At 59.4% G+C, this 25,317-nt stretch carries 26 protein-coding genes and 1 other RNA gene; 20 read left to right on the forward strand and 7 right to left on the reverse strand.

Annotated features, from left to right (window positions below; translation table 11 throughout):
• Nucleotide 1 precedes the first annotated feature (1 nt).
• Nucleotides 2–436 carry a Z-ring associated ZapG family protein gene (locus AC1D19_RS05785; protein ID WP_007989833.1) on the reverse strand — a complete coding sequence of 145 codons (435 nt, stop codon included), beginning with the start codon at nucleotides 434–436 and terminating at the stop codon, nucleotides 2–4.
• 144 nt (nucleotides 437–580) lie between these two features.
• Here AC1D19_RS05785 and AC1D19_RS05790 point away from each other — a divergent pair, with 144 nt between their 5' ends.
• The 3 genes from AC1D19_RS05790 to zapE all read left to right on the forward strand — a co-directional run bounded on the left by AC1D19_RS05790 (nucleotide 581) and on the right by zapE (nucleotide 3,775).
• Nucleotides 581–1,210, forward strand: coding sequence for an alpha/beta hydrolase (locus AC1D19_RS05790; protein WP_477762648.1), 630 nt, complete (start codon nucleotides 581–583; stop codon nucleotides 1,208–1,210).
• A 24-nt stretch (nucleotides 1,211–1,234) separates the two neighbouring features.
• The gene (locus AC1D19_RS05795) at nucleotides 1,235–2,590 is read left to right on the forward strand and encodes a tryptophan--tRNA ligase (protein WP_477762649.1); all 1,356 of its coding nucleotides are present in this window, start codon (nucleotides 1,235–1,237) and stop codon (nucleotides 2,588–2,590) included.
• 90 nt (nucleotides 2,591–2,680) lie between these two features.
• Nucleotides 2,681–3,775: a cell division protein ZapE gene (gene zapE / locus AC1D19_RS05800; protein ID WP_095943473.1), complete on the forward strand. Its 1,095-nt coding sequence runs from the start codon at nucleotides 2,681–2,683 to the stop codon at nucleotides 3,773–3,775.
• 169 nt (nucleotides 3,776–3,944) lie between these two features.
• On the opposite strand, the gene AC1D19_RS05805 is transcribed toward zapE, so the two are convergent.
• Nucleotides 3,945–4,865, reverse strand: a complete 921-nt coding sequence (locus AC1D19_RS05805) for a GlxA family transcriptional regulator (RefSeq protein WP_477753065.1) — start codon at nucleotides 4,863–4,865, stop codon at nucleotides 3,945–3,947.
• A 221-nt stretch (nucleotides 4,866–5,086) separates the two neighbouring features.
• Here AC1D19_RS05805 and AC1D19_RS05810 point away from each other — a divergent pair, with 221 nt between their 5' ends.
• Nucleotides 5,087–6,223 (forward strand): acyl-CoA dehydrogenase family protein, encoded by a 1,137-nt coding sequence (locus tag AC1D19_RS05810; protein ID WP_046041911.1) that lies wholly within the window; start codon nucleotides 5,087–5,089, stop codon nucleotides 6,221–6,223.
• A gap of 103 nt (nucleotides 6,224–6,326) precedes the next feature.
• On the opposite strand, the gene AC1D19_RS05815 is transcribed toward AC1D19_RS05810, so the two are convergent.
• Nucleotides 6,327–7,367 (reverse strand): NADP(H)-dependent aldo-keto reductase, encoded by a 1,041-nt coding sequence (locus tag AC1D19_RS05815; RefSeq protein WP_477762650.1) that lies wholly within the window; start codon nucleotides 7,365–7,367, stop codon nucleotides 6,327–6,329.
• Between the two features lie 245 nt (nucleotides 7,368–7,612).
• Between AC1D19_RS05815 and rplM the strand changes: the two genes are divergently transcribed.
• The 7 genes from rplM (at nucleotide 7,613) to AC1D19_RS05850 (ending at nucleotide 12,500) form a co-directional block, all read left to right on the forward strand.
• Entirely contained in the window at nucleotides 7,613–8,041 is a 429-nt protein-coding gene (rplM, locus tag AC1D19_RS05820) for a 50S ribosomal protein L13 (RefSeq protein ID WP_007917032.1), read from the forward strand.
• Between the two features lie 14 nt (nucleotides 8,042–8,055).
• Nucleotides 8,056–8,448, forward strand: coding sequence for a 30S ribosomal protein S9 (gene rpsI / locus AC1D19_RS05825; protein WP_003228056.1), 393 nt, complete (start codon nucleotides 8,056–8,058; stop codon nucleotides 8,446–8,448).
• A gap of 267 nt (nucleotides 8,449–8,715) precedes the next feature.
• On the forward strand, nucleotides 8,716–9,309 hold the full coding sequence (gene petA / locus AC1D19_RS05830; protein ID WP_477760572.1) for a ubiquinol-cytochrome c reductase iron-sulfur subunit: 594 nt from the start codon (nucleotides 8,716–8,718) through the stop codon (nucleotides 9,307–9,309).
• Nucleotides 9,309–10,520, forward strand: a complete 1,212-nt coding sequence (locus AC1D19_RS05835; RefSeq protein ID WP_310053977.1) for a cytochrome b — start codon at nucleotides 9,309–9,311, stop codon at nucleotides 10,518–10,520. The genes petA and AC1D19_RS05835 overlap by 1 nt, the downstream gene beginning before the upstream one ends.
• A complete protein-coding gene (locus AC1D19_RS05840) occupies nucleotides 10,520–11,302 on the forward strand; it encodes a cytochrome c1 (protein WP_477753046.1) in 783 nt (260 codons plus the stop codon). The genes AC1D19_RS05835 and AC1D19_RS05840 overlap by 1 nt, the downstream gene beginning before the upstream one ends.
• Nucleotides 11,303–11,452: 150 nt before the next feature.
• Nucleotides 11,453–12,070, forward strand: a complete 618-nt coding sequence (locus tag AC1D19_RS05845; protein WP_060539471.1) for a glutathione S-transferase N-terminal domain-containing protein — start codon at nucleotides 11,453–11,455, stop codon at nucleotides 12,068–12,070.
• Between the two features lie 16 nt (nucleotides 12,071–12,086).
• Complete coding sequence (locus AC1D19_RS05850; protein ID WP_007998247.1) at nucleotides 12,087–12,500, forward strand: ClpXP protease specificity-enhancing factor; 414 nt, start codon at nucleotides 12,087–12,089, stop codon at nucleotides 12,498–12,500.
• 164 nt (nucleotides 12,501–12,664) lie between these two features.
• Here AC1D19_RS05850 and AC1D19_RS05855 read toward each other — a convergent pair whose 3' ends face one another.
• The 4 genes from AC1D19_RS05855 to AC1D19_RS05870 form a co-directional block, all read right to left on the reverse strand.
• Complete coding sequence (locus tag AC1D19_RS05855; RefSeq protein ID WP_477753047.1) at nucleotides 12,665–13,243, reverse strand: BON domain-containing protein; 579 nt, start codon at nucleotides 13,241–13,243, stop codon at nucleotides 12,665–12,667.
• The gene (locus tag AC1D19_RS05860; RefSeq protein ID WP_477753048.1) at nucleotides 13,240–13,833 is read right to left on the reverse strand and encodes a phosphoheptose isomerase; all 594 of its coding nucleotides are present in this window, start codon (nucleotides 13,831–13,833) and stop codon (nucleotides 13,240–13,242) included. Before AC1D19_RS05860 ends, AC1D19_RS05855 begins: the two co-directional genes overlap by 4 nt.
• A 104-nt stretch (nucleotides 13,834–13,937) precedes the next feature.
• On the reverse strand, nucleotides 13,938–14,300 hold the full coding sequence (locus AC1D19_RS05865; RefSeq protein ID WP_477753049.1) for a YraN family protein: 363 nt from the start codon (nucleotides 14,298–14,300) through the stop codon (nucleotides 13,938–13,940).
• The gene (locus AC1D19_RS05870) at nucleotides 14,300–16,111 is read right to left on the reverse strand and encodes a penicillin-binding protein activator (protein ID WP_477762651.1); all 1,812 of its coding nucleotides are present in this window, start codon (nucleotides 16,109–16,111) and stop codon (nucleotides 14,300–14,302) included. The genes AC1D19_RS05865 and AC1D19_RS05870 overlap by 1 nt, the downstream gene beginning before the upstream one ends.
• Nucleotides 16,112–16,288: 177 nt before the next feature.
• Between AC1D19_RS05870 and rsmI the strand changes: the two genes are divergently transcribed.
• The 9 genes from rsmI (at nucleotide 16,289) to mraY (ending at nucleotide 25,315) form a co-directional block, all read left to right on the forward strand.
• Nucleotides 16,289–17,194: a 16S rRNA (cytidine(1402)-2'-O)-methyltransferase gene (rsmI, locus tag AC1D19_RS05875; protein ID WP_162130270.1), complete on the forward strand. Its 906-nt coding sequence runs from the start codon at nucleotides 16,289–16,291 to the stop codon at nucleotides 17,192–17,194.
• A 75-nt stretch (nucleotides 17,195–17,269) separates the two neighbouring features.
• Nucleotides 17,270–17,623, forward strand: an RNA gene (rnpB, locus tag AC1D19_RS05880) — RNase P RNA component class A.
• 358 nt (nucleotides 17,624–17,981) lie between these two features.
• The gene (gene mraZ / locus AC1D19_RS05885; protein ID WP_221731512.1) at nucleotides 17,982–18,437 is read left to right on the forward strand and encodes a division/cell wall cluster transcriptional repressor MraZ; all 456 of its coding nucleotides are present in this window, start codon (nucleotides 17,982–17,984) and stop codon (nucleotides 18,435–18,437) included.
• A complete protein-coding gene (rsmH, locus tag AC1D19_RS05890) occupies nucleotides 18,434–19,381 on the forward strand; it encodes a 16S rRNA (cytosine(1402)-N(4))-methyltransferase RsmH (RefSeq protein ID WP_477753051.1) in 948 nt (315 codons plus the stop codon). Before mraZ ends, rsmH begins: the two co-directional genes overlap by 4 nt.
• A complete protein-coding gene (gene ftsL / locus AC1D19_RS05895; RefSeq protein ID WP_223458993.1) occupies nucleotides 19,378–19,671 on the forward strand; it encodes a cell division protein FtsL in 294 nt (97 codons plus the stop codon). The genes rsmH and ftsL overlap by 4 nt, the downstream gene beginning before the upstream one ends.
• Complete coding sequence (locus tag AC1D19_RS05900) at nucleotides 19,671–21,410, forward strand: peptidoglycan D,D-transpeptidase FtsI family protein (protein ID WP_223459011.1); 1,740 nt, start codon at nucleotides 19,671–19,673, stop codon at nucleotides 21,408–21,410. The genes ftsL and AC1D19_RS05900 overlap by 1 nt, the downstream gene beginning before the upstream one ends.
• Nucleotides 21,410–22,873, forward strand: coding sequence for a UDP-N-acetylmuramoyl-L-alanyl-D-glutamate--2,6-diaminopimelate ligase (locus tag AC1D19_RS05905; RefSeq protein WP_477762652.1), 1,464 nt, complete (start codon nucleotides 21,410–21,412; stop codon nucleotides 22,871–22,873). Before AC1D19_RS05900 ends, AC1D19_RS05905 begins: the two co-directional genes overlap by 1 nt.
• Nucleotides 22,866–24,233, forward strand: coding sequence for a UDP-N-acetylmuramoyl-tripeptide--D-alanyl-D-alanine ligase (locus AC1D19_RS05910; RefSeq protein WP_477762653.1), 1,368 nt, complete (start codon nucleotides 22,866–22,868; stop codon nucleotides 24,231–24,233). Before AC1D19_RS05905 ends, AC1D19_RS05910 begins: the two co-directional genes overlap by 8 nt.
• A complete protein-coding gene (gene mraY / locus AC1D19_RS05915; protein ID WP_108214916.1) occupies nucleotides 24,233–25,315 on the forward strand; it encodes a phospho-N-acetylmuramoyl-pentapeptide-transferase in 1,083 nt (360 codons plus the stop codon). The genes AC1D19_RS05910 and mraY overlap by 1 nt, the downstream gene beginning before the upstream one ends.
• Nucleotides 25,316–25,317: the final 2 nt, after the last annotated feature.

Here is a 25,317-nt window from a genome sequence, read left to right on the forward strand (position 1 = left end):
CTTACTTCTTCAGGCCGTAATGCTCATCGAGCATGCCCGGCGCGTTCGGGGCTTTCGGTGCGTAGTCGCGAGGCGGTTCCTGATTGCGTGGCGGCGTCAGGCGCTCCCGTGGAGCCTGAGCTGCATCGGCGTGCAGGGAGGCCAGCAGGCGTTGGCGAGTCTGTTCGTCCAGGGCCAGGCGGTTGGCGCCCTCGGCGAGATGGTCCTGCACTTCCTGATAGCTCTGAGTCAGTTTCTTGACCAGTGTCGCGGTGCTGTTGAAGTGGGTCACCACCTCGTTCTGATAACTGTCGAAACGTTCCTGAATATCGTCCAGCTGACGCTGCGTGCGGCTCGGCGCGGCGTTCGGTGCAACGCGGGCGATCAGGAACCCAATGGCGACACCCACAACCAGGGCAAGAGTCGGTAACAACCAAACTAAGAGCGAGTGTTCCACGAGTCCTTCCTCTATAAACGGCTTTGCTTTACGTTAACGGCTCGAACCTGCGCTGTATACCGCGATTCACTCGCAATAGACAGCCACAGACAATTTGCTAGACGAGTCGACCCGATTCGAGGTCACGGAGTTCCTTCCTTGCTTATGCGTGAAACCCCTGTAGTGATTGATGGCCCTGTTGGCCAACTGGAAGCTCTTTATCTGGATAATGAGCAGCCTCGCGGCCTGGCACTGATCTGCCATCCGAATCCGGTGCAGGGCGGCACCATGCTCAACAAAGTGGTCTCGACCCTGCAGCGCACTGCGCGCGATGCAGGCTTGATCACCCTGCGCTTCAACTACCGTGGCGTCGGCGCCAGCGAAGGCTCTCACGACATGGGCACCGGTGAAGTCGATGATGCCCAGGCTGTCGCCGAATGGTTTCGCGCCAGACACCCGCAATTGCCGCTGACCCTGTTCGGTTTCTCCTTCGGCGGTTTTGTTGCCGCAAGTCTCGGCGGACGCCTTGAGGCCAAGGGTGAGCAGGTCGAGCACCTGTTCATGGTCGCGCCGGCAGTCATGCGCCTCGGCGCTCGGGACCCACTGCCACAGCAGGGCGAACTGACCCTGATCCAGCCGGAAACCGATGAAGTGATCGATCCGCAGCTGGTTTACGAATGGTCCGACAAGCTCGAACGCCCCCATGAGCTGCTGAAAGTGGCAGAATGCGGACACTTTTTTCATGGCAAGCTGACCGATCTCAAGGATCTGATCCTGCCGCGTCTCTCGAATTGATTGCAGTCTGACAAGCGATTACCCATGACGACTCGTACCCGTATCCTCACCGGCATCACCACCACCGGCACACCGCACCTGGGCAACTACGCTGGCGCCATCCGCCCGGCGATCCTCGCCAGCCGTGACAGCAATGCCGATTCGTTCTACTTCCTGGCCGACTACCACGCCCTGATCAAGTGCGATGACCCGCTGCGCATCCAGCGCTCGCGTCTGGAAATCGCCGCGACCTGGCTGGCCGGTGGCCTGGATGTCGATCGCGTGACCTTCTACCGCCAGTCCGACATCCCGGAAATCCCCGAACTGACCTGGCTGCTGACCTGCGTTGCCGCCAAGGGCCTGCTCAATCGCGCCCACGCCTACAAGGCTTCGGTGGACAAGAACGTCGAGACCGGTGAAGACCCGGACGCCGGCATCACCATGGGCCTGTACAGCTACCCGGTGCTGATGGCCGCGGACATCCTGATGTTCAATGCGCACAAGGTGCCGGTCGGTCGTGACCAGATCCAGCACGTGGAAATGGCGCGGGACATCGGTCAGCGCTTCAACCATCTTTTTGGCCAGGGCAAAGAGTTCTTCACCATGCCCGAGGCGTTGATCGAAGAGAGCGTCGCCACCTTGCCGGGCCTGGATGGCCGCAAGATGTCGAAGAGCTACGACAACACCATTCCGCTGTTCAGCAGCGCCAAAGAAATGAAGGATGCGATTTCACGGATCGTCACCGACTCCCGCGCGCCGGGCGAAGCCAAGGATCCGGACAATTCACACCTGTTCACCTTGTTCCAGGCGTTCGCCACCCCGGCGCAGTCCGACGAGTTCCGCAGCGAACTGTTGCAGGGTCTGGGTTGGGGCGAGGCGAAGAGTCGTCTGTTCCAGCTACTGGACAACGAATTGGGCGAGTCCCGCGAGCGTTATAACCTGTTGATCGAGCGCCCGGCGGATCTGGAAGACATCCTGCAACACGGCGCGAAAAAGGCCCGCGCGGTGGCGACACCCTTCCTCAACGAACTGCGTGAAGCGGTAGGCCTGCGCTCCTTCGTTGCCCAGACTCAAGTGGCTGCGACCACCAAGAAGAAAGTCGTCAAGGCTGCGCGGTTTGTCAGCTTCCGTGAAGACGACGGCAGTTTCCGCTTCCGTCTGCTGGCGGCCGATGGCGAACAACTGCTGCTGTCGCGCAACTTCGCCGACGGTAAAACCGCGGGGCAGGTGACCAAGCAACTGCAAGCGGGCCAGGATCTGGACGTGCGCAGTGAAGATCTGGGCTTCAGCGTCTGGCTCGAAGGTCAATGCGTTGCCGACAGCCCGACCTTCGCCGACAGCGCCGCACGCGACGCGGCTATCGAGGCCTTGCGCATTGCCCTGACGCCGATTCAGGAATAATCAACGGCTCGGCCCGACCAAGGGCCGATTGCCATTCCTGCGGGCCGTCGCTACAGTGTCGGCCCGTTTTTGTTGCCTTGCTAACGAATTATGACGCCCCTAGAACGATATCAAGCTGATCTGAAACGCCCGGAATTCTTCCATGACGCCGCGCAGGAAACCGCCGTGCGTCATTTGCAGCGCCTGTACGACGATCTGGTCGCGGCCGAGCAAAACAAGCCGGGCCTGCTGGGCAAGTTGTTTGGCAAGAAGGATCAGACCCCGGTCAAGGGCCTGTATTTCTGGGGCGGCGTAGGTCGCGGCAAGACTTACCTGGTGGACACCTTCTTCGAAGCGTTGCCCTTCAAGGAAAAGACCCGTACGCACTTCCACCGCTTCATGAAGCGCGTGCACGAAGAGATGAAGACCCTGGGCGGCGAGAAAAACCCGCTGACCATCATTGCCAAGCGCTTCGCCACCGAAGCCCGGGTCATCTGCTTCGATGAATTCTTCGTCTCCGACATCACCGACGCCATGATCCTCGGCACGCTGATGGAAGAACTGTTCAAGAACGGTGTGACCCTGGTCGCCACCTCGAACATCGTGCCGGACGGCCTGTACAAGGACGGCCTGCAGCGCGCGCGCTTCCTGCCGGCCATTGCGCTGATCAAGCAGAACACCGAGATCGTCAACGTCGACAGCGGCGTCGACTATCGTCTGCGTCACCTCGAACAAGCCGAGCTGTTCCACTATCCACTCGACGAAGCCGCCAACGAAAGCCTGCGCAAGAGCTTCCGTGCGCTGACACCGGAATGCACGGCGGCGGTCGAAAATGACGTGCTGATGATCGAGAACCGTGAAATCCGTGCCCTGCGCACCTGCGATGACGTGGCCTGGTTCAACTTCCGCGAACTATGCGACGGCCCACGCAGCCAGAACGACTACATCGAGCTGGGCAAGATCTTCCACGCCGTGTTGCTCAGCGATGTCGAGCAGATGAGCGTCACCACCGACGACATCGCCCGACGCTTCATCAACATGGTCGACGAGTTCTACGACCGCAACGTGAAGCTGATCATTTCTGCCGAAGTCGAGCTTAAAGACCTGTACACGGGTGGCCGGCTGAACTTCGAGTTCCAGCGTACCCTCAGCCGACTGCTGGAAATGCAATCCCACGAATTCCTGGCCCGGGCGCACAAGCCGTAGGACGATTCGGAAAATAAAAAAGGGCATGCAAATGCAGGCCCTTTTTTATGCCAATCCCTGTAGGAGTGAGCCTGCTCGCGAAGGCGGTGAGTCAGTCACATTAATGCTGGATGTGCCGAAGTCATCGCGAGCAGGCTCGCTCCCACAGGGTTCATTTGTATGCCTGTGATTACGCCGCTTGCTGAAACTGCTGCCGATACTGGTTCGGCGACAACTCCGTGTGTTGGCGGAACAGCCGGGCAAAGAAGCTCGCATCGTCGTAGCCGACTTCGTAACTGATGGTCTTGATGCTCTTGCGGCTGCCGGACAGCAAGCCCTTGGCGGTTTCGATGCGCAGGCGTTGCAGGTAATGCAGTGGCTTGTCGCCGGTGGCGGTCTGGAAGCGGCGCATGAAGTTGCGGATGCTCATGCCGTGTTCGCGGGCGACGTCTTCGAAGCGGAACTTGTCGGCGAAGTGTTCTTCGAGCCAGTGCTGGATCTGCAGGATGATCACATCCTGGTGCAGCTTCTGGCCGCCAAACCCGATGCGTCCAGGCGCGTAGCTGCGTTGCACCTCATACAGAATGTCCCGCGCTACGGCCTGGGACACATTGGCGCCGCAGAAGCGCTCGATCAGGTAGATGTACAAATCGCACGCCGAGGTGGTGCCGCCGGCGCAGTACAGGTTATCGGCGTCGGTCAGGTGCTTGTCCTGATTGAGCTGGACCTGGGGGAAGCGTTCGGCGAAGGCATTGAAGAAGCGCCAGTAGGTGGTCGCTTCCTTGCCATTGAGCAGCCCGGCTTCGGCCAGCCAGAAAACACCGGTGGCCTCGCCGCACAGTACGGCACCGCGCGCATGTTGCTGGCGCAACCAGGGCAGGACTTGCGGGTAACGTTTGCAGAGACTGTCGAAATCGTCCCAGAACGCGGGAAGAACGATGATGTCGGCGTTTTCCAGCCCGCCATCCACTGGAATCAGCACATCGCTGAAGGTGTTGACCGGTTTGCCATCGGGGCTGACCAGGCGGGTTTCGAACGCCGGTGTCAGGCCATGGCCCAGCTGTTTGCCGTAGCGCAGGCTGGCGAGGTGGAAGAAATCCTTGGCTTGCATGAGGGTGGAAGCGAAAACCCGGTCAATGGCCAGGATGCTGACGCGCCGCAGGGGCGTGGAGGCTTGGTTAGACATAATTCAACTTTATTTTTATAGGGGGAAGTGGTCACCAGACGGCTGGATCGTCTTATTTTTTGTCGGATGTGTCCAGTGTCCTGTATCGGAAGCGAGGCTTAGGCTCTGACGGTCAATTCCTTCTAATAACAAAGAAAAGGTGTCGCATGATCCCCAGAACCCTGTTCAGTTCCGAGCACGAGCTTTTCCGCGACAGTGTGCGAACGTTCCTCGAAAAAGAGGCGGTGCCGTTCCATGGGCAATGGGAAAAACAGGGCTATATCGACCGCAAACTGTGGAACAAGGCAGGGGAGGCGGGGATGCTGTGCTCACACTTGCCGGAGGAGTACGGCGGTCTGGGGGCGGACTTTCTCTACAGTGCGGTGGTGATCGAAGAAGTGGGGCGACTTGGCCTGACCGGCATCGGTTTTTCCCTGCATTCGGACATCGTGGCGCCGTACATCCTGCATTACGGCAGTGAAGCGCTGAAGCACAAATACCTGCCGAAGCTGGTGTCCGGCGAGATGGTTACCGCGATCGCCATGACTGAACCGGGCGCCGGTTCCGATCTGCAAGGGGTGAAAACCACGGCCGTGCTCGATGGCGATGAGTATGTGATCAACGGCTCCAAGACTTTTATCACCAACGGCTACCTGGCCGATCTGGTGATCGTCGTCGCCAAGACCGATCCGAAGGCCGGCGCGAAGGGCACCAGTTTGTTTCTGGTGGAAGCCAATACGCCAGGCTTCGACAAGGGCAAGCGCCTGGAAAAGGTCGGGATGAAAGCCCAGGACACCTCGGAGCTGTTCTTCCAGGATGTACGTGTACCCAAGGAAAACCTGCTGGGCCAGGCCGGGATGGGCTTTGCCTACCTGATGCAGGAATTGCCCCAAGAGCGCCTGACGGTGGCCATTGGCGGGCTGGCTTCAGCTGAAGCGGCGCTGCAATGGACGCTGGACTACACCCGCGAGCGCAAGGCGTTCGGCAAGTCGATCGCGGATTTCCAGAATACCCGGTTCAAACTGGCGGAAATGGCCACGGAAATCCAGATCGGCCGGGTCTTCGTCGACCGCTGCCTGGAGCTGCACCTGCAAGGCAAGCTCGACGTGCCAACGGCAGCGATGGCCAAGTACTGGGGCACCGACCTGCAATGCAAGGTGCTCGACGAGTGTGTGCAGTTGCACGGTGGCTACGGGTTCATGTGGGAGTACCCGATCGCGCGGGCATGGGCGGATGCGCGGGTGCAGCGGATCTATGCCGGGACCAATGAAATCATGAAGGAGATTATTGCGCGGTCGCTTTGATTGGCGGTGACTGATCGTCCGTCATCGCGAGCAGGCTCGCTCCCACAGGTGCGGCGTAATCCTTGTGGGAGCGAGCCTGCTCGCGAATGGGGCTATGAATCAATCAAGGCGCCGGATTCGGATGTTCCTTGTGAATCGCCTCGATCCCCTCCAGTACCTCTTCCGACAATTTCAGATCAAAACTGGCAATGTTGCTCTCCAGTTGCTCCATCGTGGTCGCGCCGATGATGTTGCTGGTCACGAACGGCTGCTGCGTTACGAACGCCAGGGCCATTTGCGCCGGGTCCAGGCCGTGCTCGCGAGCCAGGGCCACGTAACGACTGCAGGCAGCTTGCGACTGCGGGTTGAAATAGCGGCTGAAGCGGCTGTAGAGGCTCAGGCGACCTTTTGGCGGGCGGGCGCCACCTTCGTACTTGCCTGAAAGGAAGCCGAACGCCAGCGGCGAATAGGCGAGCAGGCCGCACTGCTCGCGGATGGCGATTTCCGCCAGGCCGACCTCAAAGCAGCGGTTGAGCAGGTTGTACGGGTTCTGGATCGACACGGCACGCGGCCAGCCTCGGGCTTCGGCCAGGGCCAGAAAGCGCATGGTGCCCCATGGCGTCTCGTTGGACAGGCCGATGTGGCGGATCTTGCCGGCGCGGACCTGTTCGTCCAGCGCTTCGAGGGTGTCCTCCAGCGGGGTCAGGTTGGCCTCGATCTTGTGCTTGTAGCCGAGTTGACCGAAGAAGTTGGTGCTGCGCTCCGGCCAGTGCAACTGGTACAGGTCGATGTAGTCGGTTTGCAGGCGCTTGAGGCTGGCATCAACCGCCTCAGTAATGTGTTGGCGATTGTGGCGCAGGTTTTTATCGCGGATGTAGTCGATAGTGTTGCCGGGGCCGGCGATCTTGCTGGCCAGGATCCAGTCGACGCGGTCGCCGCGGCTCTTGAAGTAATTGCCGATGTAGCGTTCGGTGGTGGCGTAGGTTTCAGCCTTGGGTGGCACCGGGTACATCTCGGCGGTGTCGATGAAGTTGATTCCGGCGCTCTTGGCCCGCTCGATCTGGGCGAAGGCGTCTGCCTCGCTGTTTTGCTCGCCCCAGGTCATGGTTCCGAGGCAGAGGGCACTCACGTTCAGATTGGTTCGGCCTAGCTGGCGATAGTCCATCGGGTGCTCCTTGGGCAAAACAATCATAAAAGCAGGTTGAATTATTTTTCGCAATCTGCATAATTGCGCACCTCTTTCTGCAGTGGAAGTGATGCGCCGCCGCCGAAGAATCTTGCCGTTGAACGGACGCGCCGACCCGAGCCCCCGAAAGCGTCTGTATCCGGCTGCCTTTGACTTGTCAAAGTACGCACTATTCAGTAAGATCCGCCGTCTAATTTACAGGGCGGCCCCTGAGGCTATAAAGAATGAAAACTTTTACTGCTAAACCGGAAACAGTAAAGCGCGACTGGTTTGTCGTCGACGCTGCTGGTCAGACCCTGGGTCGTCTGGCCACCGAAATCGCGAGCCGTCTGCGTGGCAAGCACAAGCCTGAGTACACTCCTCACGTTGACACCGGCGACTACATCGTCGTAATCAACGCTGAGCAGATCCGTGTTACCGGTGCTAAAACCACTGACAAAATGTACTACTCCCACTCCGGTTTCCCGGGCGGCATCAAGTCGATCAACTTTGAAAAGCTGATCGCCAAGGCCCCTGAGCGCGTGATCGAGACCGCGGTCAAAGGCATGCTGCCTAAGAATCCGCTGGGTCGCGACATGTACCGTAAGCTGAAAGTCTATGCGGGCGCTGCACACCCACATACTGCTCAGCAGCCCCAAGAACTGAAGTTTTAACGGAATAGTACATTATGTCGGCGACTCAAAATTACGGCACTGGCCGTCGCAAGACCGCAACCGCACGCGTTTTCCTGCGTCCGGGTACTGGTAACATCTCCATCAACAACCGTTCGCTGGATAATTTCTTCGGCCGCGAAACTGCCCGCATGGTAGTTCGTCAGCCGCTGGAATTGACTGAGACTGTCGAGAAGTTCGACATCTACGTCACCGTGATCGGCGGTGGTGTAAGTGGTCAAGCTGGCGCAATCCGCCACGGTATCACTCGCGCTCTGATGGACTACGACGAGACTCTGCGCAGCGCCCTGCGTAAAGCCGGCTTCGTAACCCGCGATGCTCGTGAAGTTGAACGTAAGAAAGTCGGTCTGCGTAAGGCGCGTAAGCGTCCGCAGTACTCGAAGCGTTAATTCGCTTTCACGTTCAAAAAAGAACGCCCAGTTTCCTCACGGAGCTGGGCGTTTTTTTGTGTCTGCGATTTATCAAAGAATTGCGCTGTGACAACTTGCCACATCCGCAGGCGCCCTATACTACAAGGCTTGGGGATGATGGGCTCCGGTAATTACCTTGTCAGAATTGGGGCTTTTCATTACCATTCGGCAAAATTTTTATAAGTACATAGATTTACTTAGTAGACGCCTGATTTAACAGGCCACAAAGCTGATGGAGAGGACTGAATGAGCAATGACGGCGTGAATGCAGGCCGGCGTCGCTTCTTGGTAGCAGCCACATCCGTGGTGGGTGCTGCAGGAGCGGTGGGGGCTGCGGTCCCGTTCGTGGGGTCATGGTTTCCCAGTGCCAAGGCGAAAGCCGCAGGTGCACCGGTGAAAGTGAATGTCAGCAAAGTCGAGCCAGGCCAGCAGATGATTGCTGAGTGGCGCGGCCAGCCGGTGTTCATCGTCCGCCGTACGCCGGAAATCCTGGGGAATCTGAAGAAGATCGAGGGCCAGCTTGTTGACCCGACCTCCAAGAACTCGACACAACCGACTTACGTTGATCCGGAAACCCGTTCGATCAAACCTGAGGTTCTGCTGCTGATCGGTATCTGCACGCACTTGGGTTGCTCGCCGACCTTCCGTCCCGAAGTGGCACCTGCGGATCTGGGGAAAGACTGGGTAGGCGGTTATTTCTGCCCTTGCCACGGTTCCCACTACGATCTGGCTGGTCGCGTCTACAAGTCGCAACCTGCGCCTTTGAACCTGCCAGTTCCCCCGCATTCCTATGAGACCGACGACATCATTGTCATTGGCGTCGATACGGAGAAGGCGTGATGAGCAAATTCATGGATTGGGTTGATGCACGCTTTCCCGCAACCAAGATGTGGGAAGACCATCTCAGCAAGTATTACGCTCCGAAGAACTTCAACTTCTTCTATTTCTTTGGCTCCCTGGCGCTGCTCGTTCTGGTCAATCAGATCGTTACCGGCGTTTGGCTGACCATGAGCTATAACCCGTCGGCGGAAGAGGCGTTTGCCTCCGTCGAATACATCATGCGCGACGTCGAGTACGGCTCGATCCTGCGTCTGCTGCACTCCACCGGCGCCTCTGCGTTCTTTATCGTGGTCTATCTGCACATGTTCCGTGGCCTGCTCTACGGTTCGTACCAGAAACCGCGTGAGCTGGTGTGGGTCTTCGGCATGCTGATCTACCTGGCGCTGATGGCCGAAGCCTTCATGGGTTACCTGCTGCCGTGGGGGCAGATGTCCTACTGGGGTGCCCAGGTGATCATCTCGCTGTTCGGTGCGATCCCGGTCATCGGTAACGACCTGACCCAGTGGATTCGTGGTGACTACCTGATTTCCGGTATTACCCTGAACCGCTTCTTCGCCTTGCACGTGGTTGCCCTGCCGATCGTTATCCTGGGTCTGGTGGTGCTGCACATCCTGGCGTTGCACGAAGTCGGTTCGAACAACCCGGACGGCGTGGACATCAAGAAACACAAGGACGAAAACGGCATACCGCTGGATGGCATTGCCTTCCACCCGTACTACACCGTGAAAGATATCGTCGGTGTGGTGGTGTTCCTGTTCATCTTCTGCTCGATCGTGTTCTTCTTCCCGGAAATGGGCGGTTACTTCCTCGAAAAGCCGAACTTTGAAGTGGCGAACGCCTTCAAGACCCCAGAGCACATTGCTCCGGTCTGGTACTTCACCCCGTTCTACGCCATCTTGCGCGCGATTCCGGACAAGCTCTTCGGTGTGATCGCCATGGGCGCGGCCATTGCTGTGCTGTTCGTCCTGCCATGGCTCGACCGCAGTCCGGTCAAGTCGATGCGCTACAAAGGCTGGCTGAGCAAGATCTGGCTCTGGGTGTTCTGCATCGCGTTCGTGATCCTGGGTGTGCTGGGCGTATTGGCTCCAACCCCTGAGCGTACGTTGCTGTCGCAGGTATGTACCTTCCTGTACTTCGCCTACTTCATTCTGATGCCGTTCTACACCCGGCTTGAGAAGACCAAACCGGTTCCGGAAAGGGTGACTGGCTGATGAAAAAACTATTTGCTGTATTGATGCTTGCTGCGTTGCCAGTGTTCGCTTTCGCAGCTGAGCACGGTGGCCCCGAGCTGGAAAAAGTCGACGTTGACGTTTCCGATAAAGCAGCCATGCAGGATGGTGCACGTACGTTCGCCAACTACTGCATGGGTTGCCACAGTGCCAAGTTCCAACGCTATGAGCGAGTTGCCGACGACCTGGGCATTCCCCATGAGTTGATGCTGGAGAAGCTGATGTTCACTGGCGCCAAGATCGGCGACCACATGAGCATCGGCATGCAGCCAGCGGACGCCAAGGCCTGGTTTGGCGCCGCTCCGCCGGACCTGACCCTGGTTGCTCGTGTTCGCGGTACCGACTGGCTCTACGGTTACCTGAAGTCGTTCTACGAAGATCCGTCGCGTCCATGGGGTGTGAACAACAAGGTCTTCCCGAACGTGGGCATGCCAAACGTCCTGGCCGGCCTGCAAGGTCGCCAGGTGGTTGGTTGCAAACAGGTTCAGATCGTCGAAGGCGGCAAAAAGCAATTTGATCCGCTGACCGGTACGCCATTGACTCATGAAGCGTGCGATCAACTGACCATCGTGCCGAAAAGCGGTGCTCTGACTGAAGAGCAGTTCGATGAGAAGGTCAAGAATCTGGTAACCTTCCTGGCTTACTCGGCTAACCCGGTTAAGCTGCAACATCAGCGCATCGGTACGTACGTATTGTTGTACCTGGCGTTCTTCTTCGTCTTCGCTTACCTGCTCAAGCGCGAATACTGGAAAGACGTGCACTGATAAAGCTTCAAGCTATTGCTGTTAATCGCGCGCGCCCAAGGGCGCCTCTGAAGATGTAGCGAGCCTGGTTATCCAGTCGTTACGGGAGGCGTCCTCTGGGCGCGCTCGTTTTTCCGCGTTCGATAATTTCTACAAGCGAGGAGGATCGCCATGGGCGTGACCAATCGGTTGGCCTGTTACTCCGACCCCGCCGACCACTATTCCCACCGAGTGCGCATCGTACTGGCAGAGAAGGGTGTCAGCGCCGAGATCATTTACGTGGAAGCTGGGCGTCAGCCACCTAAACTGATTGAGGTGAACCCTTACGGCAGCTTGCCCACCCTGGTCGATCGCGACCTGGCGTTGTGGGAGTCGACTGTGGTGATGGAATATCTGGATGAGCGTTACCCGCACCCGCCCTTGCTGCCGGTTTATCCTGTGGCGCGTGCCAACAGTCGTCTGCTGATTCATCGTATTCAGCGTGACTGGTGTGGCCTGGTGGATCTGATTCTGGATTCGCGGACCAAGGAGGCGGCCCGTGCCGTGGCTCGGAAAGAGTTGCGCGAAAGCCTGACGGGTGTGTCGCCACTGTTTGCCGACAAGCCGTTTTTCCTCAGTGAGGAACAAAGTCTGGTGGACTGCTGCCTACTGCCAATACTCTGGCGATTGCCGATTTTGGGTATAGAACTGCCGCGGCCTGCCAAGCCGCTGCTTGATTACATGGAGCGCTCGTTTGCGCGTGAGGCTTTCCAGGCGAGTCTGTCTGGTGTCGAACGCGATATGCGCTAAGGCTTAAGGAGCCGCTATGAACTCCAGTCGACCTTATCTGGTCCGCGCGCTCTACGAGTGGATTGTGGACAACGATTGCACCCCGCACATGCTGGTCAATTCCGAGTATCCGTCGGTCCAGGTGCCTCAGGGTTTTGCCAGTGACGGACAAATTGTCCTGAATGTGTCGCCACAGGCTGTGCGTCATCTGCACATGGACAACGAGGCGGTCAGTTTCGAAGGGCGCTTTGGTGGCGTGCCGCACACCTTGTACGTGCCAATTGCTTCGATCCTGGGTATCTACGCCCGGGAGAATGGCCAAGGCATGGTGTTCGATCTGGAATCGCCGATGGGCGAGGATGACGAGATCGAGCCCGATGACGATCTTCCACCACCCGACAGCGAGCCGCCGCGTCCAAGCGGTCGACCCAGTTTGAAGGTGGTGAAGTAATAAAAAAGGCGATCCGAACGGATCGCCTTTTTTATTACTTCACCACCTTCAAACGGGTAGGAGCTGCCGAAGGCTGCGATCTTTTGATTTGGCTTTTTAAGATCAAAAGATCGCAGCCTTCGGCGGCTCCTACACCGCGTGCAGATAGGTAAGCGGTGTGCAGATCAGTCGATGTACTCAAACAGCTTCACAATCTTCTGTACGCCGGAAACGCCTTGCACCAGGTTGGTCGCCTGCGCAGCTTCCTGTTTGGTCAGCAGGCCTAGCATGTAGACAATGCCGTTTTCAGTGACGATCTTGATGCGCGAACCGGGGATGTTGGCGTCGGCGAGCATCTGGGCTTTGATCTTGGAGGTCAGCCAGGTGTCGTTCTGACGGGCCAGGAAGCTGGAGGGTGGCAGGACCTGCAGCTCGTTGTGCACCTGCTTCACGCGCTGGACCGCGGCGGCGGCCTGTTCGGCCTTGGCCTTGAGGTCTGCGCGTGGCGTTTGCCCGGCGAGCAGCACGACGCCGTTGAAGCTGGTGACGACGATGTGCGAGTCCTTATCCAGGGCTGGGTCGGCCTTGGCGACGTTCACGCCAACCTTGGTGTCGATCAGGGAGTCGTCGATCTTGCTGCCCAGTGTGCGGGTGCCACGGTCATCTTCAATCGGTGCTTCACGGCTGGCAGTCACCACCGAGGTGCAGCCACTGATGCCGAGGCACAGGGTCAAGGCCAGAAGGCCCAGGCGATTAGGGGTCATTCTTCACTCCCGAATATTTGGCTGTCGATCAAATCGCAAAGGCAATGGATCGCCAGCAGGTGGACTTCCTGAATGCGTGCAGTGACGTTGGCCGGTACGCGAATCTCGACGTCCTCGGGCAATAGCAGTGACGCCATGCCGCCGCCATCACGACCGGTCAATGCTACGACAATCATTTCGCGATCATGTGCGGCCTGGATCGCTTGAATTATGTTGGCCGAGTTACCGCTGGTGGAGATAGCCAGCAACACATCGCCCGGTTGGCCGAGTGCGCGGATCTGCTTGGAGAAGATTTCGTTGTAGCTGTAGTCATTGGCGATCGAGGTGATCGTCGAGCTGTCGGTCGTCAAGGCGATGGCTGGCAGGCTCGGGCGCTCGCGCTCAAAGCGATTGAGCAGCTCGGACGAGAAGTGCTGGGCGTCGCCGGCAGAGCCGCCGTTACCACAGGAAAGCATTTTTCCTTCGTTGAGCAGGGCGTTGACCATGACCTGGCTGGCTTGCTCGATGTGCGGTGCAAGTACTTCCATCGCCTGTTGCTTGGTGTCGATACTGGCCTGAAAAAGCTGGCGAATTCGGGATTGCATGTCCATCTGTGTGACCTTAAGTGGCGCGGCTGTTCGGCACATGAATGTGCAGCCCGCAAAGCAAAGAGCAAAAGTGTTCGGTGATAGTGTCCGGTTCGCACTGCCGGCGATCAGCCGTCGAAGGCATTCTGTAGCCAGTTCAACTGATCGAGGTTGCTGTCGATGGCAATCACGTCGAAGCGGCAAGGGAAATTGGCCCAGCGCGACTCGCGCTGAAGAAAATATTGCGCGGCGAAAATCAGTTTTTGCCGTTTGCGCTCATCGATGCTGTCGAGCGCGCCACCCCATTGAGTGTTTTTTCTGTAGCGGACTTCAACGAATACTACTGTATCGCCATCTAGCATGACCAGATCAAGCTCGCCGCGTTTACACAACCAGTTCTGCGCCAGCAGGCGCAGACCCTGTTGTTGAAGATGCTCGAGCGCATGGCGCTCGGCATCCTTGCCGCTTTGCTGGCGTGACCTGTCGGGCATCAGCGAGCGGTGTCCGGCAGGCGCTGAACCTGGCCATTGGCGAACTCGGCCCATGGCAACTGGCGCACGACTCGCTGGCTCTGAGACATGCCAAGGCTGCCCGATTCACCGTCGATGCGGCTGTCTGGCAGTGACTTGAGCTGGCCCAGGCGTGGCGCCAGGCGATAGGCGTCCACACCCATGGCATACAGGCGCCCCAGGCTGCCGGCGGCTTGTGGCCACTGGGCGGTGACCTGGCGGCGCAGTGGATCATTGGCGTCCAGCAACCATGGCGTCTCGCAGAAGCGAATGCCATTCATGTCGTTGTACTGGTTGACGTCACCGCTGGCGCTGAACACGTGGGAGGTGGCGTAGACCGGAACATCGCCTGCGTACTGGAAGTTCAGGGTCGGTTTGATCTGCTGGGCCTGTTGCGGTGTTGCGGCGAGGAAAATGAACTCGATATCCTGGCGGCGCGATGGCTGGGCAGCTACTTGCGAGCCAACGGTGCTTTGCAGGCTCTTGGCGCGACCTTCGCTCTGACGCAGCTGGAACATGTCGGCAATCTGCTGGGCCAACTGGACCGGCTGATCGACGCGTTCGGTGGCGACGATGGTGCCGCCATTGGCTTGCCAATCCTGGCTGAATGCCTTGAGCACGCGGTCGCCCCATTCACCTTTCGGCACCATGATGGCTGCGCGATGCAGGCCGTCGGCGCGAGCGCGGCGCGACACTTCGCGAGCTTCGTCTTCAGCGGCAAGACCGAACTGGAACAACTGCGCCGGACCCTGATCGCCTTCGCTATAGTTCAGCGCGAGTGTGGTGATCGGCAATTGCGGGCGAGCACTCAGCTGTTTGACCAGCGGCTTCTCCAACGGGCCGACGACCAGTTGCACGCCATCGGCCTGGGCCTTGCGGTAGAACTCGTCCATGGAGGTCAGGCGCGAGCTGTCATAGAACTCGATGGCGGGTGGTTTCTGCCCGGCCTGTTGGGCCTGGTAGTGAGCAGCCATAAAGCCGTCGCGCAGTGCCTTGCCGACCGAGGCCAGCGGGCCGTCCTGAGGCAGCAGCAGGGCGATCTTGCTCAGGGGCTGGCTGGCCAGTTCCTTGAGTTGGGTCAGTGGCTGCGGCAATTGAATGGCTGCCGGGTGTTTCGGGTTCTGCGCGCGCCATTTGTCGATGGCGGCTTGTTGCTGCTCCAGGGTGCCGGCGGATTTCACGGCCAGCGCGAGGGCCATCCAGCCGCCGAGATCGTCGGTGGTGTTCGGTTGCAATTGCTCGGTCGGCAGCGAAGCGATCAGGACCCAGATGGCTTCGTGGTTTTTGCTCGCGGCCTCACCTTTTAGCATCGGGGCGATGAAAATGCGCTCCCGAGCAGCGGCGAGGGTCTGGCCATCGGCTTCAAGTGCACGGGCGTGAACGGTGCCGGTGCGGACCTGTTGTTCGATGGGCAGTTCGCTCAAGCGTTGCATGCTCGGATGGCTCAAGGCCGTCAGCGCGGCCTTGGGCTGGTTGCGGGTCATGGCCAGTTCAGCCGCCAGGGTGCTGGCGAAAACCTGTGGGCCCGGCTTGAGCTGTTCGATCGGAACCTGTTGCAGGATTTGCGCGGACTGGCCGGCATTGCCCTGGCGATAGGCCAGGTCGGCAGCGCTCAAGCGCAGCAGGGCGGCATCTTCCGGTGATTTGCTTTGGGAGGCCTTCTCAAGCAGTTGCTCGATACTGGCATCCGGTGTCCGTGGAAGTTCGCCAAGGCTGGAGGAGGGCGAGCTGGCGCAAGCCGCCAGCAAGGCAGCGAGGCAGAGGGCAGATAACAGCCGCAGGCAAGCGATCATGTAAGCGTTCCTGATACTCGATCAAATTAGCGTGGAATTGTACCCAAGCACTGGCCGGGGCGCGATGTTACTGGTGTGAATCGATCAATTTAGCTGGTGTAAATGTTGCGCCAGCGCACAAACAGTCGCCGAGACCTCCATTGGTTGCGCGTATCGTGAACCTCGCTACGCGCTACAATGGCGACTTTTACCGATCATGAGGTGTGCGCTTTGACTGCTCCAGGTGCTTTGAATTCCGCTGCTGGCTCGCTTTATGTGGTGGCGACGCCCATCGGCAACCTGGATGACATCAGTGCGCGGGCGCTGAAGATTCTCCGTGAAGTGGCCTTGATCGCCGCGGAAGACACCCGTCATTCCCAGCGTTTGATGCAGCACTTCGGCATCTCGACGCCATTGGCGGCCTGCCATGAGCACAACGAGCGGGATGAAGGTAGCCGCTTTATCACTCGCCTGCTTGCCGGTGACAACGTGGCGTTGATCTCGGATGCCGGGACGCCGCTGATTTCCGATCCGGGTTATCACCTGGTGCGGCAGGCCCGGGCGGCGGGCATCAATGTGGTACCGGTTCCGGGTGCCTGCGCGTTGATTGCCGCGCTGTCGGCAGCAGGGCTGCCTTCCGATCGATTCATTTTCGAAGGTTTTCTGCCGGCCAAGGCGGTGGGGCGGCGTGCGCGTCTCGAACAGGTAAAGGAAGAACCTCGCACCTTGATCTTCTATGAGGCCCCACATCGCATCCTGGAGTGCCTGCAAGACATGGAACTGGTGTTCGGTCCCGAGCGCCCGGCGCTGCTTGCCCGTGAGCTGACCAAGACGTTTGAGACTCTCAAGGGGCTGCCGCTGGCTGAGCTGCGCGAGTTTGTCGAGTCGGACAGCAATCAGCAGCGCGGCGAGTGCGTGGTGCTGGTGGCGGGCTGGTCTGCGCCCGAGGAGGAGGGCGCCGTCAGCAGTGAGGCGATGCGCATCCTCAACCTGTTGCTCGAAGAAATGCCGCTCAAGCGAGCGGCGGCTTTGGCGGCGCAAATCACCGGCGAACGAAAGAATGTGCTGTACCAGATCGCGCTGGATCAGCAGAAGGGCGAGTAAAACCCGACGCACAGGCGTGCTCAATGGCGCTTGGCGCTTGTTCTTCGGGCGCTGTGCCGGTAACCTTCGCGGCGGAGAGTCGATCGGACAGTCGCTGCCCTCTATGAAAATTAGGGGGGGGAGGAAAGTCCGGGCTCCATAGGGCGAAGTGCCAGGTAATGCCTGGGAGGCGTGAGCCTACGGAAAGTGCCACAGAAAATAACCGCCTAAGCGCTTCGGCGCCGGTAAGGGTGAAAAGGTGCGGTAAGAGCGCACCGCACGTCTGGCAACAGTTCGTGGCTAGGTAAACCCCACTTGGAGCAAGACCAAATAGGGTCCCAAGGCGTGGCCCGCGCTGGGACCGGGTAGGTTGCTAAAGATGTCCAGTGATGGCCATCGTAGACGAATGACTGTTCAAGACAGAACCCGGCTTACAGATCGACTCTCCACCTTTTTCTTTCCTCTGCTTGAATCATTGAGCAGGGGGGGGCAAGTGATAGCAATTTCCCTCCTTACACAATCATCAGCAGAACCTCTTTTGTAATACCAAAAAAATCTTACTCTTAATAAATCACTTTAACTTTCGAACGCAGCCTTCTGTGCTGATTCAAGTTATCGATCAGTTTCATCTGCCGGATTCTCGTTGCCTCTCCGTTAATGCTCCTAAATCTCAGTTCTGTAAGGGTTTTCCTTTGCTCCGCGCCTTGACGGTGTGGTGGGCGCATTCCTATAGTGTGCGCAAGTGGCGGAAAGTGGCATGAAGTGGGTTTTTTGAACTCAAAACGCTAGAATTTGGAGAAACGCTGACGTGTTTCGCGGAGCCAACGCTATCAGTCTCGATGCAAAGGGCCGTCTCGCAATGCCGAGCCGGTACCGTGACGAGCTCGAATCGCGCAGTTCCGGTCAATTGATCGTGACAATTGATGCCGTTGATCCTTGTTTGTGTGTTTACCCCCTCGATGAGTGGGAAATTATTGAAACCAAACTGCGCGCACTGCCTTCGCTTCGCGAAGAGAACCGCCGCCTGCAACGTTTATTGATTGGTAATGCCGTCGACCTCGAGCTCGATGGCAGTGGTCGTTTTCTGGTTCCGCCGCGTCTTCGTGAATATGCCAAGTTGGATAAGCGCGCGATGTTGGTAGGCCAACTGAACAAGTTCCAATTGTGGGACGAGGATGCCTGGAACGCGGTTTCTGCCGCTGACCTGGCTGCCATTCAACAACCGGGCGCGATGCCTGATGAACTGCGTGATTTGATCCTGTGACTATTGATAGCGGCTTTAACCACATCACCGTACTGCTTGACGAAGCCGTCGAGGCTCTCGCCGTACGTCCTGATGGCTGCTATCTGGACGGCACGTTCGGGCGCGGCGGACACAGCCGGTTGATCCTCAGCCAGCTCGGTCCCGATGGTCAGTTGCTCGGATTCGATAAAGATCCACAAGCGATTGCCACCGGGCAGACGCTAGCGGCCGAAGACGGCCGCTTTGTCGTTGTGCAGCGCAGCTTTGCCGAGCTCGGTTCGGAAGTCGCCGAACGCGGGATGAACGGCAAGGTCAGCGGCGTATTGCTGGATCTAGGCGTGTCTTCGCCACAGCTCGACGACCCTGAGCGCGGCTTCAGCTTCCTCAACGACGGCCCGCTGGACATGCGCATGGATCCGTCCCGTGGCATCAGCGCCGCCGAATTCGTCAACACCGCGCCCGTGGAAGAAATCGCACGGGTGTTCAAGGAATACGGCGAAGAGCGTTTCTCCGGCCGCATGGCCCGTGCCGTGGCCGAGCGCCGAGACATCAAGCCATTCGAGCGCACCGGTGACTTGGCAGAAGTCCTGAAGGTTGCCAACCCGGCATGGGAAAAGGGCAAAAACCCTGCAACCCGTGCGTTCCAGGGCTTGCGCATTCACGTAAACAACGAGCTGGGTGATCTGCAGACCGGCCTCGAAGCCGCGCTGGAGTGCCTGGAAGTGGGCGGTCGCCTGGTGGTGATCAGCTTCCATTCGCTGGAAGACCGTATCGTCAAACTGTTCATGCGCAAGCTGGTGAAAGGCGAAGCCGACAACCTGCCGCGCAACCTGCCGGTTCGGCATGTCGCCTTCGAACCGAAAATCAAAGTCCATGGCAAAGCGCAGACGGCCTCCGACGCCGAACTCAAAGCCAATCCACGTTCCCGTAGTGCTGTCATGCGTGTGGCGGAGAAGCTGCGGTGAGCAAGCTTTTCGCCAAGCCATTGCCCGGCGGAAGCTTCTTCATGCTGCTGTTGTTTGTCGGCGTGCTCGTGTCGGCCATCGGCGTGTCTTACAGCGCCCACTGGAATCGCCAGTTGCTGAACACGCTGTACAACGAATTGAGCGTGCGCGACAAGGCGCAAGCCGAGTGGGGCCGGTTGATTCTGGAGCAGAGCACCTGGACCGCCCACAGCCGTATCGAAGTGCTGGCCACCGAACAATTGAAAATGCACATCCCCGGTGCCGCTGACGTGAAGATGGTGGCGCCATGATGAAACTCGAAGGTGCACTCTTTCCTTGGCGGTTCCGCGTGGTGCTGGGTTTGCTTGGCGTCATGGTGGCCGCGATTGCCTGGCGCATCATTGACCTGCAAGTGGTCGATCGTGCCTTCCTTAAAGGTCAGGGCGATGCGCGCAGCGTTCGTCATATTCCGATTCCGGCTCACCGTGGTCTGATAACCGACCGTAACGGCGAGCCTTTGGCCGTCAGTACCCCGGTGACCACACTGTGGGCCAACGCCAAGGAAATGCAGCTGGAAAAAGACAAGTGGCCAGCACTGGCCGCAGCGCTGGGACAAGATCCCAAAGCCCTGACTGAGCGTCTTGAAGCCCAGGCCAACAAAGAATTCATTTACCTGGTGCGCGGGCTGACGCCTGAGCAGGGTCAGGCCGTGCTCGACCTGAAGGTGCCGGGTGTCTATGGCATCGAAGAGTTTCGGCGGTTTTATCCTGCCGGCGAAGTCACTGCTCATATGGTCGGGTTTACCGACATCGACGATCACGGTCGTGAAGGCGTCGAACTGGCCTACGACGAATGGCTGGCCGGGGTCCCTGGCAAGCGTCAGGTGATCAAGGACCGGCGCGGCCGGCTGATCAAGGATGTCCAGGTCACCAAAAACGCCAAGGCCGGCAAGCCCTTGGCGTTGTCCATTGACCTGCGCCTGCAATACCTGGCCAACCGCGAATTGCGCAACGCGATCATTGAGAACGGCGCCAAGGCCGGCAGCCTGGTGATCATGGACGTGAAGACCGGCGAGATTCTCGCGATGGTCAACCAGCCGACCTACAACCCGAACAACCGTCGTAACCTGCAACCGGCGATGATGCGTAACCGCGCGATGATCGACGTGTTCGAGCCGGGTTCGACCATGAAAGCGATTTCGATGAGCGCTGCGATCGAAACCGGCCGCTGGAAACCGAGCGACACCGTCGAGGTGTATCCGGGATCCTTGCAGATTGGTAAGTACACCATCAAGGACGTATCCAAGACCGAAGGCCCGGTACTCGACCTGACCGGCATCCTGATCAACTCCAGTAACGTCGGCATGAGCAAGGTTGCCTTCGACATTGGCGGCGAAACCATTTTCCGTCTCGCGCAGAAAGTCGGCCTCGGCCAGGACACCGGCCTGGGCTTCCCGGGCGAGCGCGTCGGCAACCTGCCGAACTACCGCGAATGGCGCAAGGCAGAAACCGCCACGCTGTCCTACGGCTACGGTATCTCCGTTACCGCAATCCAGCTTGTCCACGCTTTCTCGGCCCTGGCCAACAACGGTCGCCTCGCACCGCTGACCCTGATCAAGACCGACAAGGCACCGCAAACCACCCAGGTGTTGCCGGAGGCCGTCGCGAAAACCATGCAAGGCATGCTGCAACAAGTGATCGAGGCCCCGCGCGGTGTGTTCCGTGCGCAGGTGCCGGCGTATCACGTGGGCGGCAAGTCGGGTACTGCGCGTAAAACCTCGGTTGGCACCAAGGGCTACGCCGAGAACTCCTACCGTTCGCTGTTCGCCGGCTTCGGCCCGATGAGCGATCCGCGTTACGCCATCGTGGTGGTGATCGACGAGCCGACCAAGGCCGGTTACTTCGGTGGCCTGGTTTCCGCGCCGGTGTTCAGCCGTGTGATGTCGGGCACTCTGCGCCTGATGAACATTACGCCGGACAACTTGCCACCTACTCAACAAGCGAACGCAACACCGGTCGTTCCGCTGAAAGCCAATGGAGGGCGCGGCTGATGTCTCTGAGCCTGAACAAGATTTTCCCTCACGCCGGCCACGATCTGCTGATTCGCGAACTCGCCCTGGACAGCCGCAATGTGCGCGCGGGTGATCTGTTCCTCGCCGTGCCGGGCGGGAAATTCGATGGGCGCGCGCATATTGGCGACGCCTTGCAGCGCGGTGCTGCTGCGGTGGCCTATGAAGTAGAAGGCGCCACGATCCTGCCGATCACTGAAGTGCCGCTGATTCCGGTCAAAGGCCTGGCGGCTCAACTGTCGGACATCGCCGGGCGTTTTTATGGCGAGCCGAGTCATCACCTGAACCTGGTGGGCGTAACCGGCACCAACGGCAAGACCAGCGTGACGCAATTGGTCGCCCAGGCACTGGACCTGCTCGGCCAGCACTGCGGCCTGGTCGGCACACTCGGTTGCGGTTTCTACGGCGCGCTGGAAAGCGGCCTGCACACCACGCCGAATCCGATTGCCGTGCAAGCGACCCTGGCGGACCTGAAGAAGGCCGGGGCCAAAGCCGTGGCGATGGAAGTGTCTTCCCATGGCCTGGACCAGGGGCGCGTGACGGCATTGGCCTTCGATGTGGCGGTGATGACCAACCTGTCCCGCGATCACCTGGATTACCACGGCACCATGCAGGCTTACGGCGAAGCCAAGTCCAGGCTGTTTGCCTGGAATGACTTGAAATGCCGCGTGGTCAACCTCGACGACGAGTTCGGCCGGCAACTGGCTGCCGACAAGTGCGAATCGCGGCTGATCACCTATAGCCTGGAAAATTCCAGCGCTTACCTGTATTGCCGCCAGGCGCAATTCGACGACGAAGGCGTGCGCGCCACACTGGTCACGCCGCAGGGCGAGCACCTCTTGCGCAGCACCTTGCTCGGTCGCTTCAACCTGAGCAATGTCCTGGCGGCGGTCGGCGCGTTGCTCGGTCTTGATTACGCCCTGGACGAAATCCTCAAGGTGCTGCCGCAGCTTGAAGGCCCTGCCGGTCGCATGCAGCGTCTGGGCGGTGGTTCGCAGCCGCTGGTGGTGGTCGATTACGCCCACACCCCGGATGCCCTGGAAAAAGTATTGCTGGCCCTGCGTCCACACGCCAAGGGCCGGTTGCTGTGCCTGTTCGGCTGTGGCGGCGACCGCGATCGCGGCAAGCGCCCGTTGATGGCCGAAGTGGTCGAGCGCTTGGCTGATGGCGTGCTGGTGACCGATGACAACCCGCGTACTGAAGACCCGGCAGTGATTTTCGATGACATCCGCGCCGGTTTCACGGCTGTGGATAAAGTGGAGTTCGTTGCCGGTCGTGGCCAGGCGATTGCCCAACTGATTGCCAGCGCTTCGGTGGATGACGTGATTGTCCTGGCCGGTAAAGGTCACGAGGACTATCAGGAAATCAACGGCGAGCGTCATGCCTTTTCCGATCTGGTCGAGGCCGATCATGCCTTGACCGCGTGGGAGGTGGCCCATGCTTAAGGCCTTGAAACTGAGCGAACTGACCGGTGCGCTGAATGCTCGCCTGGTGTCCGCCGATGCCAGTTTCGACGGTGTCAGCATCGACAGCCGCGCAATCAAGCCCGGTCAACTGTTTATCGCGCTGGCCGGTCCGCGCTTCGATGGTCATGATTATCTGAATGAAGTCGCCGCCAAGGGTGCCGTGGCCGCGCTGGTCGAGCGTGAAGTCGCCGACAGCACGCTGCCACAATTGCTGGTCAGCGACACTCGCCAGGCCCTGGGCCAGTTGGGCGCGCTGAATCGCGCCGCCTACACCCATCCGGTCGCGGCCATCACCGGTTCCAGCGGCAAGACCACGGTCAAGGAAATGCTTGCGAGCATCCTGCGCACCCGTGGCCCGGTGCTGGCGACCCGTGGCAACCTGAATAATGACCTCGGCGTTCCGCTGACCCTGCTCGAACTGGCGCCGGAACATACCGCTGCGGTGATCGAGCTGGGTGCCTCGCGCCTGGGCGAAATTGCCTACACCGTGAGCATGACCAAACCCCATGTGGCCGTTCTCAATAACGCCGGGACCGCCCACGTCGGTGAGTTCGGCGGTCCGGACAAAATCGTCGAAGCCAAGGGCGAGATCATTGAAGGGCTGGATGCCGATGGCGTCGCCGTTCTCAATCTCGACGACAAGGCATTCGGTATCTGGAAGGCGCGCGCCGGTGACCGCAACGTGCTGACGTTTGCGTTGAGCAACACCAGCGCCGATTTCCATGCCAGTGACCTGGCCACCGATGCTCGCGGCTGCCCGGCGTTCAACCTGCACAGCCCTGAAGGCTCGGAGCGCGTTCAACTGAACCTGCTCGGCACCCACAACGTCGCCAATGCCATGGCTGCCGCCGCTGCCGCCCATGCCCTGGGTGTGTCGCTGTTCGGTATCGCCGCCGGCCTTGGCGCGGTGCAACCGGTCAAGGGTCGCACCGTTGCGCAATTGGCCAGCAATGGCATGCGCGTGATCGATGACACTTACAACGCCAATCCCACCTCCATGTGCGCTGCCGTTGATATACTGGCCGGCTTTTCCGGTCGCACCGTCCTGGTGCTCGGGGAGATCGGCGAGTTGGGCGAATGGGCGGAGCAGGGGCACCGCGACGTGGGCGAGTACGCCCGTGGCAAGGTTTCTGCGCTGTACGCCGTCGGGCCAATGATGGCTCACGCCGTGAACGCATTCGGTCCACAGGCTTTTCACTTCAGCACGCAGGCTGAGCTGATCAAGGCCCTGGACGCCGAACAAGACACAAACACCACCATTTTGATCAAGGGGTCGCGCAGCGCTGCGATGGAAAACGTCGTCGCCGCCTTGTGCGGGTCCAGTCTGGAGAAACATTAATGCTGCTGCTGCTAGCGGAGTATCTGCAACAGTTCTACAAAGGCTTCGCGGTCTTCCAGTACCTGACCCTGCGCGGGATTCTCGGTGTACTGACCGCGCTGGTTTTGTCGCTGTGCTATGGCCCGTGGATGATCCGCACCCTGCAGAACCGTCAGATCGGTCAGTCCGTTCGCAATGACGGCCCGCAGTCGCACCTGTCCAAATCGGGTACACCGACCATGGGCGGCGCACTGATTCTGTCGTCCATCGGTGTCAGCACCCTGCTTTGGGCTGACCTGAGCAACCGTTACGTCTGGGTCGTACTGTTGGTGACCCTGCTGTTCGGCGCCATCGGCTGGGTCGACGACTACCGTAAGGTCATCGAGAAGAACTCCCGCGGGCTGCCAAGCCGCTGGAAGTATTTCTGGCAGTCGGTATTTGGTCTGGGCGCAGCGATCTTCCTGTATGTGACCGCCGCCACGCCGGTGGAAACCACACTGATCCTGCCGATGCTCAAGGACTACAGCATTCCATTGGGCGCCGGCTTCATCGTCCTGACCTACTTCGTGATTGTCGGTTCGAGCAACGCGGTCAACCTGACCGACGGCCTAGACGGCCTGGCGATCATGCCGACGGTGATGGTGGGCGGCGGCCTGGGCATTTTCTGCTACCTGTCGGGTAACGTGAAATTCGCCGAATACCTGCTGATTCCTTATGTGCCGGGCGCCGGTGAACTGATCGTGTTCTGTGGCGCGTTGATCGGAGCAGGCCTGGGCTTTCTGTGGTTCAACACCTATCCGGCACAAGTCTTCATGGGCGACGTCGGCGCACTGGCGCTGGGCGCGGCCCTGGGCACCATCGCAGTGATCGTCCGTCAGGAAATCGTTCTGTTCATCATGGGCGGCGTGTTCGTGATGGAAACCCTGTCCGTGGTTATTCAGGTTGCCTCTTTCAAACTGACCGGTCGCCGCGTATTCCGCATGGCGCCGATCCACCACCACTTTGAACTCAAGGGCTGGCCCGAGCCGCGTGTGATCGTCCGTTTCTGGATCATCACCGTGATTCTCGTGCTGGTCGGCCTTGCCACCCTGAAGCTGAGGTAGAA

The organism is Pseudomonas sp. P1_C12 (genome assembly GCF_056406435.1).

Excerpts from the sequence above, each read along its gene's own strand:
- AC1D19_RS05790 (WP_477762648.1), top strand. The coding sequence starts at position 581 with ATGCGTGAAACCCCTGTAGTGATTGATGGCCCTGTTGGCCAACTGGAA.
- AC1D19_RS05795 (WP_477762649.1), top strand. The coding sequence starts at position 1,235 with ATGACGACTCGTACCCGTATCCTCACCGGCATCACCACCACCGGCACA.
- zapE (WP_095943473.1), top strand. The coding sequence starts at position 2,681 with ATGACGCCCCTAGAACGATATCAAGCTGATCTGAAACGCCCGGAATTC.
- AC1D19_RS05805 (WP_477753065.1), bottom strand. The coding sequence starts at position 4,865 with ATGCAAGCCAAGGATTTCTTCCACCTCGCCAGCCTGCGCTACGGCAAA.
- AC1D19_RS05810 (WP_046041911.1), top strand. The coding sequence starts at position 5,087 with ATGATCCCCAGAACCCTGTTCAGTTCCGAGCACGAGCTTTTCCGCGAC.
- AC1D19_RS05815 (WP_477762650.1), bottom strand. The coding sequence starts at position 7,367 with ATGGACTATCGCCAGCTAGGCCGAACCAATCTGAACGTGAGTGCCCTC.
- rplM (WP_007917032.1), top strand. The coding sequence starts at position 7,613 with ATGAAAACTTTTACTGCTAAACCGGAAACAGTAAAGCGCGACTGGTTT.
- rpsI (WP_003228056.1), top strand. The coding sequence starts at position 8,056 with ATGTCGGCGACTCAAAATTACGGCACTGGCCGTCGCAAGACCGCAACC.
- petA (WP_477760572.1), top strand. The coding sequence starts at position 8,716 with ATGAGCAATGACGGCGTGAATGCAGGCCGGCGTCGCTTCTTGGTAGCA.
- AC1D19_RS05835 (WP_310053977.1), top strand. The coding sequence starts at position 9,309 with ATGAGCAAATTCATGGATTGGGTTGATGCACGCTTTCCCGCAACCAAG.
- AC1D19_RS05840 (WP_477753046.1), top strand. The coding sequence starts at position 10,520 with ATGAAAAAACTATTTGCTGTATTGATGCTTGCTGCGTTGCCAGTGTTC.
- AC1D19_RS05845 (WP_060539471.1), top strand. The coding sequence starts at position 11,453 with ATGGGCGTGACCAATCGGTTGGCCTGTTACTCCGACCCCGCCGACCAC.
- AC1D19_RS05850 (WP_007998247.1), top strand. The coding sequence starts at position 12,087 with ATGAACTCCAGTCGACCTTATCTGGTCCGCGCGCTCTACGAGTGGATT.
- AC1D19_RS05855 (WP_477753047.1), bottom strand. The coding sequence starts at position 13,243 with ATGACCCCTAATCGCCTGGGCCTTCTGGCCTTGACCCTGTGCCTCGGC.
- AC1D19_RS05860 (WP_477753048.1), bottom strand. The coding sequence starts at position 13,833 with ATGGACATGCAATCCCGAATTCGCCAGCTTTTTCAGGCCAGTATCGAC.
- AC1D19_RS05865 (WP_477753049.1), bottom strand. The coding sequence starts at position 14,300 with ATGCCCGACAGGTCACGCCAGCAAAGCGGCAAGGATGCCGAGCGCCAT.
- AC1D19_RS05870 (WP_477762651.1), bottom strand. The coding sequence starts at position 16,111 with ATGATCGCTTGCCTGCGGCTGTTATCTGCCCTCTGCCTCGCTGCCTTG.
- rsmI (WP_162130270.1), top strand. The coding sequence starts at position 16,289 with ATGGCGACTTTTACCGATCATGAGGTGTGCGCTTTGACTGCTCCAGGT.
- AC1D19_RS05900 (WP_223459011.1), top strand. The coding sequence starts at position 19,671 with ATGAAACTCGAAGGTGCACTCTTTCCTTGGCGGTTCCGCGTGGTGCTG.
- AC1D19_RS05905 (WP_477762652.1), top strand. The coding sequence starts at position 21,410 with ATGTCTCTGAGCCTGAACAAGATTTTCCCTCACGCCGGCCACGATCTG.
- AC1D19_RS05910 (WP_477762653.1), top strand. The coding sequence starts at position 22,866 with ATGCTTAAGGCCTTGAAACTGAGCGAACTGACCGGTGCGCTGAATGCT.
- mraY (WP_108214916.1), top strand. The coding sequence starts at position 24,233 with ATGCTGCTGCTGCTAGCGGAGTATCTGCAACAGTTCTACAAAGGCTTC.